This is a genomic window from Mesorhizobium sp. M1142 (assembly GCF_040318565.1).
Lineage (GTDB): Bacteria > Pseudomonadota > Alphaproteobacteria > Rhizobiales > Rhizobiaceae > Mesorhizobium.
Genome location: NZ_JAMYMK010000016.1, coordinates 55,937 through 71,905, shown reverse-complemented (window position 1 = coordinate 71,905; position 15,969 = coordinate 55,937). Strand labels below are relative to the sequence as shown.

Annotated in this window: 14 protein-coding genes; 3 read left to right on the top strand and 11 right to left on the bottom strand. The window is 58.0% G+C overall.

Going from position 1 to position 15,969, the window contains the following annotated elements:
• Positions 1–4: 4 nt before the first annotated feature.
• The 11 genes from NKH42_RS23260 to NKH42_RS23210 form a co-directional block, all read right to left on the bottom strand.
• Entirely contained in the window at positions 5–943 is a 939-nt protein-coding gene (locus NKH42_RS23260) for a glycosyltransferase (RefSeq protein ID WP_352755225.1), read from the bottom strand.
• A complete protein-coding gene (locus NKH42_RS23255; RefSeq protein WP_352507984.1) occupies positions 940–1,818 on the bottom strand; it encodes a glycosyltransferase family 2 protein in 879 nt (292 codons plus the stop codon). The genes NKH42_RS23260 and NKH42_RS23255 overlap by 4 nt, the downstream gene beginning before the upstream one ends.
• Entirely contained in the window at positions 1,811–2,812 is a 1,002-nt protein-coding gene (locus tag NKH42_RS23250) for a polysaccharide deacetylase family protein (protein WP_352507983.1), read from the bottom strand. Before NKH42_RS23250 ends, NKH42_RS23255 begins: the two co-directional genes overlap by 8 nt.
• Positions 2,809–4,371, bottom strand: a complete 1,563-nt coding sequence (locus NKH42_RS23245; protein WP_352755224.1) for a glycosyltransferase — start codon at positions 4,369–4,371, stop codon at positions 2,809–2,811. The genes NKH42_RS23250 and NKH42_RS23245 overlap by 4 nt, the downstream gene beginning before the upstream one ends.
• On the bottom strand, positions 4,368–5,465 hold the full coding sequence (locus tag NKH42_RS23240; protein WP_352905594.1) for an NAD-dependent epimerase/dehydratase family protein: 1,098 nt from the start codon (positions 5,463–5,465) through the stop codon (positions 4,368–4,370). Before NKH42_RS23240 ends, NKH42_RS23245 begins: the two co-directional genes overlap by 4 nt.
• Positions 5,462–6,493, bottom strand: coding sequence for a Gfo/Idh/MocA family protein (locus NKH42_RS23235; protein WP_352755270.1), 1,032 nt, complete (start codon positions 6,491–6,493; stop codon positions 5,462–5,464). The genes NKH42_RS23240 and NKH42_RS23235 overlap by 4 nt, the downstream gene beginning before the upstream one ends.
• Before the next feature lie 52 nt (positions 6,494–6,545).
• Positions 6,546–7,538: a glycosyltransferase family 2 protein gene (locus NKH42_RS23230; RefSeq protein WP_352755219.1), complete on the bottom strand. Its 993-nt coding sequence runs from the start codon at positions 7,536–7,538 to the stop codon at positions 6,546–6,548.
• On the bottom strand, positions 7,535–8,467 hold the full coding sequence (locus tag NKH42_RS23225; protein WP_352690516.1) for a glycosyltransferase family 2 protein: 933 nt from the start codon (positions 8,465–8,467) through the stop codon (positions 7,535–7,537). Before NKH42_RS23225 ends, NKH42_RS23230 begins: the two co-directional genes overlap by 4 nt.
• Before the next feature lie 59 nt (positions 8,468–8,526).
• Complete coding sequence (locus tag NKH42_RS23220) at positions 8,527–9,498, bottom strand: NAD-dependent epimerase/dehydratase family protein (protein WP_352507977.1); 972 nt, start codon at positions 9,496–9,498, stop codon at positions 8,527–8,529.
• A complete protein-coding gene (locus NKH42_RS23215; RefSeq protein ID WP_502896171.1) occupies positions 9,495–10,736 on the bottom strand; it encodes a glycosyltransferase family 2 protein in 1,242 nt (413 codons plus the stop codon). The genes NKH42_RS23220 and NKH42_RS23215 overlap by 4 nt, the downstream gene beginning before the upstream one ends.
• 446 nt (positions 10,737–11,182) lie before the next feature.
• Positions 11,183–12,589, bottom strand: a complete 1,407-nt coding sequence (locus NKH42_RS23210; RefSeq protein ID WP_352507975.1) for a polysaccharide biosynthesis/export family protein — start codon at positions 12,587–12,589, stop codon at positions 11,183–11,185.
• Positions 12,590–12,659: 70 nt separating this feature from the next.
• Between NKH42_RS23210 and NKH42_RS23205 the strand changes: the two genes are divergently transcribed.
• The 3 genes from NKH42_RS23205 to cysN all read left to right on the top strand — a co-directional run bounded on the left by NKH42_RS23205 (position 12,660) and on the right by cysN (position 15,943).
• Positions 12,660–13,010 carry an inositol monophosphatase family protein gene (locus NKH42_RS23205; RefSeq protein ID WP_502896165.1) on the top strand — a complete coding sequence of 117 codons (351 nt, stop codon included), beginning with the start codon at positions 12,660–12,662 and terminating at the stop codon, positions 13,008–13,010.
• A gap of 84 nt (positions 13,011–13,094) precedes the next feature.
• On the top strand, positions 13,095–14,042 hold the full coding sequence (cysD, locus tag NKH42_RS23200) for a sulfate adenylyltransferase subunit CysD (RefSeq protein ID WP_352507974.1): 948 nt from the start codon (positions 13,095–13,097) through the stop codon (positions 14,040–14,042).
• Positions 14,042–15,943 carry a sulfate adenylyltransferase subunit CysN gene (gene cysN, locus NKH42_RS23195; RefSeq protein WP_352507973.1) on the top strand — a complete coding sequence of 634 codons (1,902 nt, stop codon included), beginning with the start codon at positions 14,042–14,044 and terminating at the stop codon, positions 15,941–15,943. The genes cysD and cysN overlap by 1 nt, the downstream gene beginning before the upstream one ends.
• Positions 15,944–15,969 lie beyond the last annotated feature (26 nt).

Below are 15,969 nucleotides of genomic sequence, written 5' to 3'. Positions count from 1 at the left end.
GCTTTCAAACTGAAGCACGCACGAGTTTACGCCGAATCCGGCGCCGTTGCTTTGCTGTCCACATCATGATCTTCAGGATAAGCCGGTCGGCCCTGCTTCCAATCGTCGGCGGCGCGACGTAGGGCGCACGCGCCAGCCGCAGCGTCCATCGGACGTGGAAGCCTCGCAGTCCACTCTCCTGCAAATGTTGCGCGACCCAGTCGAGGAATGCAGCGCGGGCAGGGTGTTTCCCCATGCCGTCGTAGACCCCTCGCTCAGCCGCCGCCGCCGACGTCGAACCGGAATACTGCCGGTAGCGTGCCAGAGTTACAGGCGTGACAAAGACGGGAAGACGCAGGAATAGCTTCGCCCACAGAGCTTGGTCTTCATAGAGATCGAAGCGCTCCTCAAAGCCGCCGACCGTGCTGATCGCGCTCCTTCGCAAGAGCACCGAACAGGTACACGGAACGTGACCGTTCTGGATCAGCAGAAGTCGCCTTAGAAGCCGCGGGGGCTGATGCAAACGGCCAGCAAGCCCGTCCGTCGGCTCGATCCAGTCGGGGCGCTCACCGTCTGGATACCACCATCTCGTCGGCCCGAAGATCATTGCGGCTTCCGGGTTGGCATCGGCTGCCGCCAGAACCGTCCGGAGCATATGCGGTTCGTACAGATCGTCTGCATCCAGGAAGGCAAGCAAATCGCCGCTGCCGGCCTCTATTCCGGCGTTTCTCGCTGCCGCCGCGCCACGCTTGGATCCGGGAGGCCTGTTCAGCACCTTGATCCGAGGATCGGTTGCTGCAACATCATTGGCGATCCTGACACTGTCATCCGTCGAGCCATCGTCGACCAGCAAAAGCTCCCAGTCCGCAACTGTCTGGGCTTGGACGCTGGCGATCGCTTCGCCCAGAGTTGCCTCCGCATTGAGGAAGGGGGTTATGATCGTCACTCGCGGCAGGGAAGTCATCGCCGAAGCCATCCTTTGATACTTCGCTTGATCACCTTGCGGCGCTCGCGCGCAAGCGCTTTCCAGATTGCTGAACGAATGCGGAAAGAGGCGCCCTTATCCGCCATTGTGCGATTTAGCCATGTGAGAAACGTGATACGCGCGGCCTCGTCAGTGCCTGCCTCAGAGCAGGCAACAGAGCAACTTTCAGAATGCTGGCGGTATTTTGCCCAGGTCCGGCCGGACACGTAGGCGGGCGCGAATGCGAGCGCCTTGGCAAAGAACGTCTGGTCCTCGAACATCAGGCGAAAGCTATTCTCGAACCCCCCAAGCGTTGCGAATAAGCTTGAACGCATCAGGGCATTGCATGTTGTCGGCGTCTGGACCTCGTTCTGAAGTAGCAGCTCAAACAGCACGGGAGGCTCGTATCGGGTGTCTGGTTCGACGCCGAGCGGGTAGTAGAAGTCCGCGCGGTCAGCAGCCTCTTGCCAGCTATGCCAGATCAGAGTCCGGCCATAGATCATGCCGAGCGCCGGATCGCTTTCCATAATAGAGACCTGTTCGGAAAGCTTTTCGGGCAGCCATGCATCGTCTGCGTCGAGAAATGCGACGTAGGCGCCGCGCGCTTCCGTCAGTCCACGGTTGCGCGAGGCGCTGATACCGTGATTGCCATTGTCATGGTGAGACAATAGTCGCACCTTGCCCGGCAGCCGCTGCTCATAACCGCGTATGATGGCGGACGACTGGTCAGTCGAGCCATCGTCGACAACGAGGAGTTCCCAGTCGGTGAAGCTTTGACCTACAATGCTGTCAACAGCTTCCCGGAGATAACTCTCACCATTGAACACGACTATAATTGCCGTGACACGCGGCTGTCCGCCTGAATTGTCAGCCATGGCACAGCACCATGCGCCGAAAGTCAGCTTCACCCCAATCGGCGACCGTAACGCGCGGCAATCGGTAAGGGTCGACGCGAGGCCCAGCTTCACGCGGCAGGGTAGTTACTGCATAGTCTATGCCGGCAGACCTTACGGCGTTGGCGGTGCTGCCATCGAAATCTCCAAACGGGTATGCGAATCCCACCACCCGCCGTCCTGTAATCTCCTCGCATTGTTGGCGGCTGCCTGAAATCTCGCGTTCAAGCTCGTCCCGTTTCAGTAGCGGCAAGGATGGGTGCGTACAGGTGTGGGCGCCGATCGAAACGCCATCGGTGTCGGCGAGCTGCCGCAGCTCCGAATGCGTCATGGCGCGATCGCGCCCTCGGGGACTGGCGTCGGTTCCTGCCCATCTTGCCAGCCGCTCAAGGGCCTTCTCGCGTTCGTGTGCACTCAACGGCTTCAGCAGTGCGTGCAAGTTGAAATGGAGCGTCGTGCGGTTGATCGCGTTATTGGAGTCCGCCGGCATTGCGTCCTCCCAAACGCGCCAGTCATAGTTTCGGCCAGCGATCTCGATCTCCAGAGTGTTCGGGAGAGCAGGCATCTCCAAAATGATGCGGGATAGAATGTCCCACCAGAACACTGAGGGATCGGTGATCGCATGGGTGGTGACGAAGACAGTCGCAGGACAGTTCATACGCCGCATGATCGGCACCGCGTTTTGGAGGACATCCGCGTAGCCGTCGTCAAAGGTGATTGCCACCGCATTTCTCGGTGACCGTCTCTCCCCAAGCCGTTGCGCCAGCCATTGCAGGGGAACAATGTCCCGCGCTTTCGTAAGAAGTTCGATCTGGCGTGCGAAATTTTGCGGCGAAACCGCGAGTTCCCAAGGATCGACGAGCGGTTCTGCGATGCGGTGATACATCAGCACGATAGGTCGACCGAAACCGGCAAGCAGGCGCCCCCGTCGCAGGAATTTGCTGACAGTTTGACGCGCTGTCACGGCGCCGCTCATCGCCTGAAAGCCCGCGCCGCGACTATTACCGGACAATAGGGGTCGTGCACATCAAGTAATGCCGAATTCAGCTCATGTTCCGCCAGGCCGTAGAGGAAGGCCGTAGCAGAATACGCGTTTCCATAGTGACTGACTTCGACGTTCTTCGCCCCGAACCTGTCCGACAGAAGTCGCCTTAGGGCAGCCGGAGTTATCGACCAGAACCAGCTCTCGCCCCATTCTCCCCTGTCAATCGGGCTGACCCAAGGCACTGTAATCAGGAGAACGCCTCCCGGCTTCAGGATCCGCCACAGGGTTGCGACTGCAGCAGGTAGATCGAAAAGAAGGTGCAGGGTCTGGGTGAGTACGATACAATCGAAGGTCTCGGACGGCAGATCGTCGTTATTCGCCAGATCACCCACGAAGGTTGTCAACGGGTGGCCGTTATATCGGTTCAGAACATCGCTTGCGGTAACCCGACTGCCTCCGAAACGCATCGTATAGGCGTTGTCGCCGATCTCCAGGACCCTTCCGGATATGTTCAACGAACAGGACGCGAGGAAAGTCTCGACATAGCGGCGGTCCAATGGCTTGCCGCGATCAAAACCGAACTCCGTGCTGAAGGGTACGGTACGCTCGAGGTCACCGAACCGGGCGCTCGAGCGGTGCCGACTTGACCGGCGCCTGAGACGATGCCGGAGCATCACAGCGGTCTGTAACGGCGCTGCAAGCGAAACGGCGATAGTGCTGCTGAGTTGACCGGCGAGTGAAGAGCGGAACCGAAGCGCTGTACCAAGCTGTCCCAGTTGCTTGTCCGTATAATAGCACTTCCATTTTTCGACACCCTGACGGTAGGCGGCCGCCCAATCCGGATTGGTCTGCGCGACGTCCCGCTGCCGGCGAAGGACCTTCAGCGCCGCGCGCAACATCATCGGATTGCTGTTCGACATATTCGTTGCGTGGCGACGGTAATCTGCGAGGTATTCCGGAATGCAGGCCACCTTGTTCGCCCGAGATAGGCGAAGGTAGACGTCGTAGTCCTCGCAAGCCCGCAGTGACCGGTCAAATCCGCCGGCGGCTTCCAATGTCCTGCGGCGATAGAGCACCGTCGCATGCATTCCAATCAGGTTGTCGGTCAGGAAGCATGCATACGGGTCCTCGCCCACCGACCTCAGTGGTACAGTATTCCTGACTGCACCGGCCTCGTCGATGTAGCGGAAAGCACCGTAGACCAACGCGCAATCGGGATTGTCGTGAAACAAGGCAAGATTGGTGGCCAGCGCTACCGGGCGCAGTCTGTCGTCGGCATCCAGGAAGGCAATGAATTCGCCGCGCGCTGCCGTCATCCCGGTGTTACGGGCAGCGGCCAAACCCTGGTTTTTTTGGCGGATGTAGTGGACGTCGTCATATCGACGAACAACACTTTCGGGATTGTCCGACGACCCATCGTCCACAATGATGATCTCATCCGGCTTCACGGTCTGATTGCGGACGCTGTCGATCGCTTCGGCAAGGAACCGCGCATGATTGTAGGTCGTGATGACAACTGAAACGCTGGATGCAGCGGGGCGGGGGGTCATCTCTCACCCGCTCCGTTTCGGCAGGTCGGGTAGCCGGCAAAGGTCAACCAGCCGACAGATCGCCGACATGCTTCCTCGAAGCTGACGGCAGGCTGGTATCCGAGCTCACGCTCGGCCTTGCGCCATGGAAGTTTCGTCTGGCACTGGTGCAAAAGTGCACGCTCCTCCGATACCATGACCGTTGGGGCCGTGGTCGCACCGGTCGCATTGCGTCCTGCCTTCCGCCACTCGGCATAGCCTGCCTTCAGTCCGCTGCGAACAGGCCTTGGCAGGCTTCCGACAAGCCGCCGATATCCTTGGCTTTCCTTCAGTCCTTGTTTCCATCTCGGAGCAAATGACAATGGCGCTGAAGCCGAAATCGCGGCCAGGTCGAACCCCAGTGCCTCGGCGATCGGTCGGCAAAGATCTGCCCAACTGATCTCTTCCCGGTCTCCGATCAGATAGGTTCGCCCAGAGGCCTCGGGCACTTCGATGGCGAGCTTGATCGCGTGAATGACATTGTCGACATAGGCGCTGTTGCAGATACCACGACCGCCATCCACCAGGTAGGCGGAACCGTCAATGAGCTCGTCGGCAAAACCACCGGTCCAACTGGAGCGTGGGCCAAAGACAATTCCGGGCCGCAGCACCACTACCTGCACCGCGCCGTCGCGTGACAGTTGCCCGAGACGGCGTTCGGCATGAATCTTCGCATTGTTGTACTCGATCGTCTGATCGTCATGCAACGCGCTCGTTTCGTCCGTCCCGGGCGGGGGCGATTGGCCATGAACGGAAGCGCTGCTGAGATAGATCAGACGAAGCACGCCGGCAGCGGTGGCTGCACGATAGACGGGCTCGATAGCATCGACGATCGTGCGGGCGTCACCGGCAACTGCATGTACGACGTACTGGCAGCCCGTAAAGGCAGCGGTAAGAGCCTGAATATCACGCGCATCCGCCACCATTGCGTCAATCGCAAAGCGAGATAGACTGGCGAAAGCATCCGGCCTGCGAACGATCGGCCTCACATTCGCCCAGCCGGAAAGTTGCAGCAACTCCACGGTGCGGCAACCTATGAAACCGTTGGCGCCAAGCACTGCAACAGTGCCGGTCATTGTCTGGTCCCGGCGGAAGCAGCGACATGGAGCAATTCTTCCGGACCGAGCCACGGCATGTCCATCAGTTTCCGTCTGGCATAGCATCCTTCGACCAGATCGACCACATTGCGCCCAACACTGGCCGGCACGGAAAGGGGGGCCCCATTTCGGACCGCATCCACCAAGCCCGAAATCTGATCGCAAAATGCATCGACAAAATCGCGCGAACGGCCGTCGGCATTGGTGAAGGAAACGCAGCCTGTCGTGCGACTTCCATTCAAGGCGACCTCCACAGTCTCGGTCTCATTGACTGTCCAGGAAATCGAGCCACGTTCGCCCTCAAGGCGGTACAGATTCGGGCGAGCCCAATCCCGGCTCAACCTGACCGTCGCGTCGAAGCCGCCAAAACGCAGCCGGACAAGGCAGTTCGCCTCGACGCCGCCCATTGCGTCATCGGCGTAGTGGATTTCGTCGGGCTCTCCAAACCACCAGGTCAAGAGGTCAAGGCAATGCGTGCCGATATCCTGAAGCACACCGCCACCGGACTCCGCGAAGCTGAAATAGCTCATCGAAGCCACCGGCCACTGGAAGGAGCCGCCCTCAAAACAACTGACGCTTCGTAACCGTCCGATCATTCCGCCCTCCAGCATGGCCTTTATCGACCGCGTCGCAGGGAACTGCCTTCTGACGAGCCCTGTTGCCACATGAAGATTGTTGGCTGCCGCTGCCGCAAGGATACGAGCCGCCTCGGAGCTGCTCGTGGCCATCGGCTTTTCGCACAGAACATGCATCCCGGCTTCCAACGCCTGTGTCGACTGATCAGCGTGATATCCAGGTGGCGAAGCAATGATCGCAATATCGGCGTCCATAGCCAAAAGGCCGTCGAAACTGGCCGCAACCTTGGCTGAGGGCAGTCGCGCCTGAACGAGTGCGGCCTGCTTCGCATCTGGATCGAATATCCCCGCGACTGCAACTTGGCCTCTGCTTTGAAGGCGTGAAAGCGCTTCCGCATAGTAGAGCCTTGTGACGGCTCCACATCCGGCCAAAACGAGCCGGACCGGTTCATCTTCCCGGAGTCCTGCAGGCCGCTGCGCGGTTTCAACTAGGATGGACAATCCTGCCTCCCTGTCTTGCAACGAGCCGCAGCATACGACCAATTGTCTTGAGTGAGGGATCGAAGCGGAACGCTTCGCTCATCTGCGCCAAGCATCCAGCCCAATCGCCGGCGCCGAACAGTCGCCGCGCAGTCTCGAGAGCGCTTAGCGCATAGGTCCGGCGGGCCGACGCGGCGACATCGTCCGCAAGCTCGGTTGGAAGATAGCTCTTGAAAATATCGATCGCCATTCGCGTGTAGGCCATGTCCTCGGCACTTCGGATATGGCGCCCTGTGTTCGATTGGGGGTGCATCCGATAAAGTGCAAGGGCCTGCGGTTCGTACCAGACAGGAAATTGAGAAGCGATGCGGACCCACATCTCCCAGTCTTCACTGCATTTGAGCCGCCGGTCGAAGGCGCCGAGTTCTTCGTAGACCGCGCGGCGCACCACGATTGATGGCGTCATGATGTGCTGTTCCAACGCCAGTCGAGCCGCCGCATTCTCGAGCCGTCCGGGGCTTGACTGCATTACAGGCGGGATCGACAGCTCCTGTCCGTGGGCATCCATGAAGATCGCCCGGCAGAATGCCGCGCCTGTACTCGGGTCCGCATCGAAGCCTCGTCCGAGCAATTCGTAGAAGCCGGGGCGGACGGCGTCGTCGCCGTGCAGGAGATGTACGAGTTCGCCCTTGGCACGATCCAGGCAGGTATGGAAGTTGCCGATATGCCCTAGATTTTGCGGCTGGTGGAAAAAGCCAACGCGGTTTCCACCGATTTCATTCAAGACTCTTTGCGGATCATCGGAAGAACAGTCGTCAATCACCTCGATTTGCATTTGAGCCGGGCCGGGGTCCTGCGCCAGCACACTTTCCAGCGTTGCGGCAAGAAAGCAGGCGCAATTATAGGCGGGGATCATCACTGACCATTTCGGGCGAGCAGCCTCCCGTGGCAACGGCGAGATCGGATCGCGATACTCGAAGTCACGGACCGCCGTCATCTCTGGAGCACCGAGGACTTCAGCAGGTGCAGCCCCAACCTGACAATGTCGCGTTTGGCCACGTCACGTCCGATGCCACCGCTGCGAAGGCTCCGCAGGAAGCACGATCTGGCCGATGGCAAATCGCCTTCTACCAGATACCGCATTGACCATTCATAGAAGTAGCGGGAGCAGCCGCCGCGGGCAGAATTTACCCCCTGCGTGTCCATGACCTGCGCCATGCGCCGGTAGAATCCTTCGATCGCATCCAGCTTGGGTCGGTTTGGCAGTGCCGATATGAGTCCGCCCGGATGCAGACGGTAGACACCTGCTACCTCGTCGACAAAAGCGAGATCTGCTGTCCTTGCGCAAAGCACATACAGCGGCCAGTCAGTAATCGGAAAGAAATCAGCATACCACCACGGCACATTTCGAACGCACGCGGTTCGCATCATGCCGGCGCAAGTCGCGAAAGGATTGCCTTCCCAGATATCCCTTTGCGTCACGATGGGTTTCTGGTCCGCCCGCGTCCACCGCGTCGATGTGAACTCATCGCCATCCGCCACGACTGCATTGTAGAATATTGCGGAGAGTTCCGGGTGCGCGTCGAGATGGGCCGCCTGATCTTTCAGCTTGGTCGTGGATGTCCACAGGTCGTCGCCATCGAGGATCGAGACGTAGCGCCCACGCGCCATCCGGAGTCCTCTCGCGACGACTTCGTTCGATCTCACATTACTGCCGGAATAGATCGCCGACAGCCTTTCAGGATGGTTGGAAACATATCGCTCGACAATCTTCCGGGTTCCGTCGGTCGAAAAGTCTTCACTGATCAATATCTCGACACCGAAATCGGCCTCTTGCATGAGAGCGCTGTCGATTGCAGCCGCCACGTAGCGTGCGTGATTGTAAGTGACAATAAGGACGGTCACGCGAACCGTTGACTCATTCACCTTCCGCTCCGCAGTGCATGCCGCCCGCCTATCTCAGATCACGCCGATCATTGCTGGCTCTAGATCGCGTGAGTTGCCCTCATTTCCGCAATTCCACCATTGGCCTCAAACCAGCGCAATGTGCGCACGAGACCCTCTTCATAGGGCACTTTGCACGACCACCCCGGCAGGATTCTTCGGCATAGGGTCAGGTCAGGACGCCGGTTGGTCGGATCCTGCGGCGCCGGCTCACCATGAACAATGGTCGTTCCGGGAACGAGGCCCGCAACATACTGCGCGATCTCAAGCACCGAAATTTCCCGGTCGTTTCCTACGTTGACTGCTCCCACATGATTGAAGTTCTCCAGCCAGAACAGCCGTTCGAGCCCATCGACAATATCGTCGACATAACCCCAGCTGCGGGTTTGGAGACCATCACCATGGACAACGATCGGCTTGCCGGCCAACGCATTGGCGATAAAGTTGGAAACAGCACGCCCATCATCGGCTCGGGTGCGCGGGCCGTAGACGTTAAAGAGCCTGGCAACCCGCACATCGACGCCGCGGACACGGTTGCTTTCGAAGAGGAGCGCCTCGGTGCAGCGCTTGCCTTCGTCGTAGGAAGAGCGCGGGCCCGTACAGTCCACTGACCCCCGATACGTCTCGGGCAGCGGGTTGACCAACGGATTTCCATAAACCTCCGAGGACGACGCAAAGCAGATTCGCCCATCCTTTTTGAGCAGCTTCAAGAGCCGCATAGCGCCAATTAGATTTGCTGAGACGGTACGCTCGGGCTCCCGCATATAGACCGGCGGCGACGCGGGCGAGGCAAGATGAAAGATCTCGTCGAATTGGAAATCGGATTTGAAATGCTCCACCTCGGAGCGGACCAGCATTAGGCGTTGATCTCGGATATGACCAACGTTTTCTGCTCTGCCGGTCCATAGGCTGTCGACCACAACCAGCATGTCCAAATCGTTTCTTTTGAGAAGCCGGTCGACCAGGTGCGACCCGATGAATCCTGCTCCTCCAGCCAGCAACAGCTTCTTCATCTCATGTCTCGAAGGGGACATAGGCTGTCCGAATTCGTGTCCTCGTTGGGCATTGCAAGCGTCCCTTCTTCGGGAAGCCGCGTCAAATAGGCTCCGCTTGGCCCAAGCTTCTCGTCCATTACTGCAAGATTGCTGAGCACCACGCGGTAGTCGGCTTTCTCGGCGGAATCCGCAAACTCATGAATAGAGTAGTTCCAAAAATTTCTTCCGATCTCCGAGCCGTTTTCCCCTGAGCTGCGGTCCTCGCTTTCCGGTTGGGGAAGTGCTCGCTTCACCTCGCGCAGGAAAATGGCCGCAAATGCGGCAACGAGTTTCGCGAACTGCACAGGTGATCGCCAGAGCATTTTGGTGCAGTTCCTGGCGACAGCAGCAAATCGGCGCGTCATCAGCCCAAGCTTGGCAATCTCGACATCGGTGCGGAAGATCGCATCCAGCAGGACCGGCTTCACCGCCTCTGTGCAGCGGGCAAGTACGCTCTCGAGCACTATCCGACGCGAGATGAGCATTCGCACGAAATCTGCCGACATATTCCCTGGCGTTCGGCGGTATCCGACAAGATGCTCCTCAACGACGCCGAAACGGTATTTGGAGGCAATGCTCTGTTGGATGAAGAAGTCCTCGCAACCCTCTGCACCGCTCTCGCGCAGTCGCGAGGAGTAGCCACCCATTTCGAAGAGAACATCGCGCCGAAACATCACCGAACTGCCGTTGCTGATGAAATTTTTTCCGAGATGCTGCATGAACACCCATCCATTTGGATGCGTCTGCTTCGGCGTGATGATCACCATATCATCGGCGTCAATCGTCCGGTAAAGTGTGTAGACAAGCCCTAGATCATTGCCAGCCGCAGCGAAAACACGCAGCTGCTTTTCGAGCTTGGTCGGGTGCCAGAGATCATCGGCGTCTACAGGCGCTATAAAGATGCCTTTGCTTGCCCGCACCCCCGCATTCCGCGCCGACGCGACGCCACCATTCTTCTGTTGGAGCAATTTGATGCGCCCGTCGCCATCAGCCAGTCGTCGAACGATCGATGCTGTTGCGTCGGTCGAACCATCGTCAACGACTATTATTTCCATGTTTTTATGCGTTTGGGCGAGCACGGACGCCAAGGTACGCTCGATGAATGGCTCTGCGTTGTAGGCAGGGATAATAACCGCCACGAGCGTGTGGGCAGAGTGCTGTGAATTGCCTGGCAAATCCGCCATCCCTAGTCGCGCCCGAAGGAAGAGAATTGCGATCGCCCCCAGATTGGCCAGAAATGATTTTTGGACGAGATATCAATCAGCCAATCAGGCAGCCTGAAGTTCGCAAAGACCTGACGAGAGATTGACGGACGGAGTGTCATCCAAACCCTTCTCCGTTGGTGTGTGCAGGCGTCCGCAAAAAAAACCACTGAATCTCTTTGCTTTTCAGCATTCTTCGTTTGCTGCTATCCGCCGCAACCTCGGCACAGAGTTGCTGGGATCGGTCGTTCACGCATATATTAGCCGAAACTACTATTCGCGCCAAGGAGCTGAAACCGATATAGCGACGGCGGTGGGCTCTATCTCCGCGTAAAAAGGCGGAACCAAGTCCCGGGCCGTCGTCCACTTCAAGTGCTCCGGCGCCGGCAGCAGCTTGCGGGCTTCGTCCTCCTTTTGGCAGGGGAGGTGTGACGATGAACGCCGTAGCAATATTTAATCAGTTAGTTCGCGACCGCCGCTCCTGGTGGGGCCTGTAGCGTAATTGTGATGGTGTCACCCGGAGCGAGCAGAGTATCTTCGGTCGCCTCGATCGTCGCTGCCTTTCCGTCATTGGAACGGGTTACACCCATCATAGCCCGGCGGCCCCCTTCGGCCAAAAGGTCGCTGCGCAGCTGCCTCACGTAGGCGATTTGTTTGGCCAATGAATCCATCTCAGCGCGCATTTCCATCATCGCCGCGCTTTCAGTCTGCAAGTCAGCCAACAGGGTAATTCGACCCTGGTCGGTAAGCTTCTCAAGGCTGCGCTGCAATTCCCCTTGGTCGCGTTCAAGTCGAGAGATCTCAGCGTTGGTTTGCAAAGCGCGGGTCGCTGACAAGAGCACTGCGCGTTGAGCATCGTTGACCATCGTGATCTGAATCAGACCTTTTTCGAAGAGTTTCTTGCGGCGATCAAGTTCCGCCACATCCGCTGCCGCTCCCGCTTGATCCGCCTGCTGCTGCTCCTTCAGGTAGCCCATCCGTTCCGCCGCCTTGGTCGTGGCCAACTTGATTGAAGCGCGCTCCTTCTCCTGATCCACATAGACAGCTTCAAGATGCTTCTGTTCCTGCTGCAAAGCTTCGTCGCGACGGGGTTCGAGGCTCGGGTCACGTTCTGCCTCCGGAACCTCAATCGCCCTGGCGCCGCTCAGCTGCGCCTCTATGCGAGCAGCCTTGATTTGGCTTTCCTGATACTTGATGCGCAGAACGTAGAGGCGGCCGCCAAGGTCCGCTGCTGTCAATTCAGGGTTTCCAACCTCGCCGCGACCGAGCTTATAGCCGCCGCCAGCAGCCACAGCTTGTCGCACAGTCATTCCTGGTCGGAAGGCCTGAGTCCCAGGAGAGGCAATATCCCCGTCGATATAGACCGGTCGGTATTCCTCAATATCAATTATAATCTGATCTGGATAGAAACCGGTCCAATTTTCAGTACCGTCGGCGGATCGTTGCGGAAGGGACTTCGGTTTTAGGACCTCGATTACCTCCTTGCGAACATCCTCTATTGTCTTCTGGCGAACCTTTAGGGGGCCCAAGACCGGCAAGACAATTATACCGCTCTGGTCGATCACAGCTCGCTTTTGCATCTCGGGATAGCCTATGACCGCGAAGCCGATCACGTCGCCAGGCTGCAGACGGTACTCGTCGACGTTGTACTCCTGTGCTAGGGCAGGGCCATTCGACAGATTCGCGTAGACGAACAAGAGAAACAAGCATGCGAGCGCGGCGCAGCTGCCTGCTCGCCAGCGCACCGATCTATTCAACATTCGCGCTCTCGTGTGTTCGAACGGCTGACAGTCATACACATAACCAACCAATTCAGCCCCTGGTCGCAACGCATTTAGTGGATCGAGCAGTTGCGGATCGAGCAGCATATCAGCTGCTCCAACCTGTCATGAAAATATCGAGTTCACTGTGTCCGCGGTCACAGCGAGTGTCGCCGATATGACTCATTTATCCCAGGTAAAGCTCGGTACAAAAGTCGCACAGGCGGAAGAGTTGGACGGGATCGACATAATGGACCATATGGTTTGCGCCGTTCCCTCAGGGCCATCGCTGAAGCTCTGGCGTGTAGCGGCAGGTGAGACGGACACCTATCCCCGGCCAGGCAGAACCATGGAGTGGGACACGGCGGCTGGCGACGCAGTCCTTCGAGTTGCTGGTGGCATCGTCCTTAATCTCGAGGGACCTACAAAAAGGGGGCGCCAACGATCAGATGTCGATTTTGCAAATCTTGTCGCTTGCGGCGACGCAGAATTCTACGTCGGAAAAATTGGGGTCAGAGGCTCGGTGTAGTCCCCGATTGCTCCACGAGCACACCGCGGATGAAAAGCACGCCTCGCTCTGTCGATGGAGGATCGTGAAGAGGGAAAGCGTGAGATGCTGCACGATATGGTGGCCACGAATGGAACCCCCTTCGTCTCCAGCGGAAGATTGACCCACCTTAAGCGACTTGAGGCAGAGTCAATCCACATTTTCCGCGAGGTTGCGGCGGAATTTCAAAACCCGGTAATGCTCTATTCGATCGGCAAAGACTCGTCGGTAATGTTGCATTTGGCGCTCAAGGCGTACTTTCCGTCGCGCCCGCCCTTTCCGCTACTTCACGTCGATACGACTTGGAAATTCAAGCAGATGATTCAGTTCCGTGATGATGCTGCCGAGTGCGCGGGCATGGATCTGATCGTCCATACCAACATGCAGGGCTTGAAGGAAGGGATCAACCCGTTCACTTACGGCTCTTCCACTTACACAAACGTTATGAAAACCGACGCACTCAAGCAGGCGTTGACCAAGTATAAATTCGACGCAGCGTTTGGCGGGGCTCGACGCGATGAGGAGAAAAGCCGAGCCAAGGAGCGCATCTTTTCCTTTCGAACGGAAAATCACAACTGGGATCCGAAGACCCAGCGCCCGGAACTCTGGAATGTTTTCAACGGGCGGATTCGTCATGGGGAGTCCATCCGTGTGTTCCCTCTTTCCAATTGGACCGAGCTCGACATTTGGCAGTACATCCTGAAGGAAAACATTCCCGTCGTTCCGCTCTATTTCGCGGCCAAGCGTCCGGTCGTGTGGCGCCAGGACGTGCTGATAATGGTTGATGATGACCGGCTGCCGCTTGAGCCCAACGAAATACCGGAAATGAGAATGGTGCGCTTTCGCACTTTGGGTTGCTACCCGCTGACCGCCGCAATTGAATCGGATGCGTCGACGGTTGCGGAGATCGTCTACGAGATGCTGTTTTCTCGAACGTCCGAGCGCTCTGGGCGTCTAATCGATCACGACGAGTCAGGGGCGATGGAAAAAAAGAGGCGGGAGGGATACTTCTGATGAACGCGATACCGATAGACCCCGCAGCGATCAGCCAGTACCTGGAGCGCCATGAAAGCAAGGACCTGCTTCGCTTCCTGACGTGCGGAAGTGTCGATGACGGAAAATCAACACTGATCGGACGCCTGCTTTACGATGCCAAACTGCTTTTTGAGGATCAACTCGCGGGTCTGAGACGCGATTCTCGTAAGCACGGAACAACTGGAGATGACATCGATTTCGCGCTTCTGGTGGACGGTCTGGAAGCGGAGCGTGAACAAGGCATCACCATCGATGTCGCCTATCGATTCTTTTCGACCCATCGCCGCAAGTTCATTGTCGCTGACACGCCTGGCCATGAGCAATACACGCGCAACATGGCGACAGGCGCGTCGAATGCCGAGCTTGCCGTCATTCTCATCGACGCGCGGAAGGGGGTCCTCAAGCAGACGCACCGCCATACTTTCATCGCGTCGCTGCTTGGGATCAAGCACCTCGTTGCCGCAATCAACAAGATCGACCTGGTGGATTACTCCCAGAAGGCCTTTGATCGGATTGGCGCTGACTATCAGACCTTCGCCGCGGACCTTGGCTTCAAAACGTTACTCTCCATTCCGATGTCGGCACGCTTTGGCGACAACGTGGCGGAGCGGAGCGCCAGGTTGGCGTGGTATGAAGGGCCGACGCTCATCGAGCACCTCGAAACCGTCGATGTGGTCCGCGATGAAACAGCCGGCCCATTCCGGTTGCCGGTGCAATGGGTCAATAGACCGAATTTGAACTTCCGTGGCTATTCGGGAACAATCGCACGTGGCGTGGTCAACGTTGGGGATCCAGTCGTTGTCGCACAGTCCGGCTGCACGTCCAGGGTCAAGTCGATCATCACCTATGACGGCCAGCACGAATGGGCGGCGGCTGGCGAAGCGATTACCTTGGTTCTGGAACACGAAATTGATGTTTCGCGTGGTGACATCGTCTGTGCAGCTGCCAGTCGCCCCGAGGTTTCTGATCAGTTTTCGGCCCACGTGATCTGGATGAGCGACGACGAGCTCATCCCAGGGCGGACCTATTATCTCAAGATTGGCTCGCGCACTGTGGGTGCAAGCGTGATGGAGATAAAGCACAAGGTCGACGTGAATACGTTCCAAAAATTGGCGGCCAAGACGCTCCACCTAAACGAGATCGGCGCAGTTAACCTGTCGACGCGGGAGCCGATCGCGTTCGAGCCGTATTCGTCCAACCGCGTTATGGGCGGCTTCATCATGATTGATCGGCTGTCAAACCAGACGGTCGGTGCTGGAATGATTGTTTTCGCCCTGCGTCGCGCATCCAATATTCACTGGCAGGCAGTGGAGATAAACAAATCCATACGATCGCGCCTGAAAGGTCAGAAACCGGTCATCTTGTGGTTTACCGGTCTTTCGGGGGCGGGCAAGTCAACGATTGCTAACCTGGTAGAAAAGCGCCTCGTCTCAATGGGGCGGCACACATATCTTCTCGACGGTGACAACGTTCGCCACGACCTCAACCGTGACCTTGGTTTCACGGATGCGGACCGTGTCGAGAACCTGCGGCGCGCCAGTGAGGTGGGGAAATTGATGGTCGACGCCGGCTTGATTGTCTTGGCGTCGTTCATATCGCCGTTCCGGGCCGAGCGCAAAATGGCCCGAGAGCTGTTTGCTGCGGGAGAGTATGTCGAGATTTTCGTGGATACACCTCTCCACGTCGCCGAGAAACGGGATCCAAAGGGACTGTACAAGAGAGCGCGTCTAGGTCGGCTTAAAAATTTCACTGGCATCGACAGCCCCTATGAAGAGCCAGAGTTGCCGGAAATTGTGCTGGCGGCAGGGGTGAGCGCGTCGGAGGAGCTGGCCGAACAGGTTATCAACTATCTCGCGCATCACGGCTACATCGACCGATGAACCGCGCTTTTCAGCCAAGTGCCACA

Coding starts and splice junctions, on each gene's coding strand:
- NKH42_RS23260 (WP_352755225.1), bottom strand. CDS start 943: ATGACTTCCCTGCCGCGAGTGACGATCATAACCCCCTTCCTCAATGCG.
- NKH42_RS23255 (WP_352507984.1), bottom strand. CDS start 1,818: ATGGCTGACAATTCAGGCGGACAGCCGCGTGTCACGGCAATTATAGTC.
- NKH42_RS23250 (WP_352507983.1), bottom strand. CDS start 2,812: ATGAGCGGCGCCGTGACAGCGCGTCAAACTGTCAGCAAATTCCTGCGA.
- NKH42_RS23245 (WP_352755224.1), bottom strand. CDS start 4,371: ATGACCCCCCGCCCCGCTGCATCCAGCGTTTCAGTTGTCATCACGACC.
- NKH42_RS23240 (WP_352905594.1), bottom strand. CDS start 5,465: ATGACCGGCACTGTTGCAGTGCTTGGCGCCAACGGTTTCATAGGTTGC.
- NKH42_RS23230 (WP_352755219.1), bottom strand. CDS start 7,538: ATGACGGCGGTCCGTGACTTCGAGTATCGCGATCCGATCTCGCCGTTG.
- NKH42_RS23220 (WP_352507977.1), bottom strand. CDS start 9,498: ATGAAGAAGCTGTTGCTGGCTGGAGGAGCAGGATTCATCGGGTCGCAC.
- NKH42_RS23210 (WP_352507975.1), bottom strand. CDS start 12,589: ATGCTGCTCGATCCGCAACTGCTCGATCCACTAAATGCGTTGCGACCA.
- NKH42_RS23205 (WP_502896165.1), top strand. CDS start 12,660: ATGACTCATTTATCCCAGGTAAAGCTCGGTACAAAAGTCGCACAGGCG.
- cysD (WP_352507974.1), top strand. CDS start 13,095: ATGCTGCACGATATGGTGGCCACGAATGGAACCCCCTTCGTCTCCAGC.
- cysN (WP_352507973.1), top strand. CDS start 14,042: ATGAACGCGATACCGATAGACCCCGCAGCGATCAGCCAGTACCTGGAG.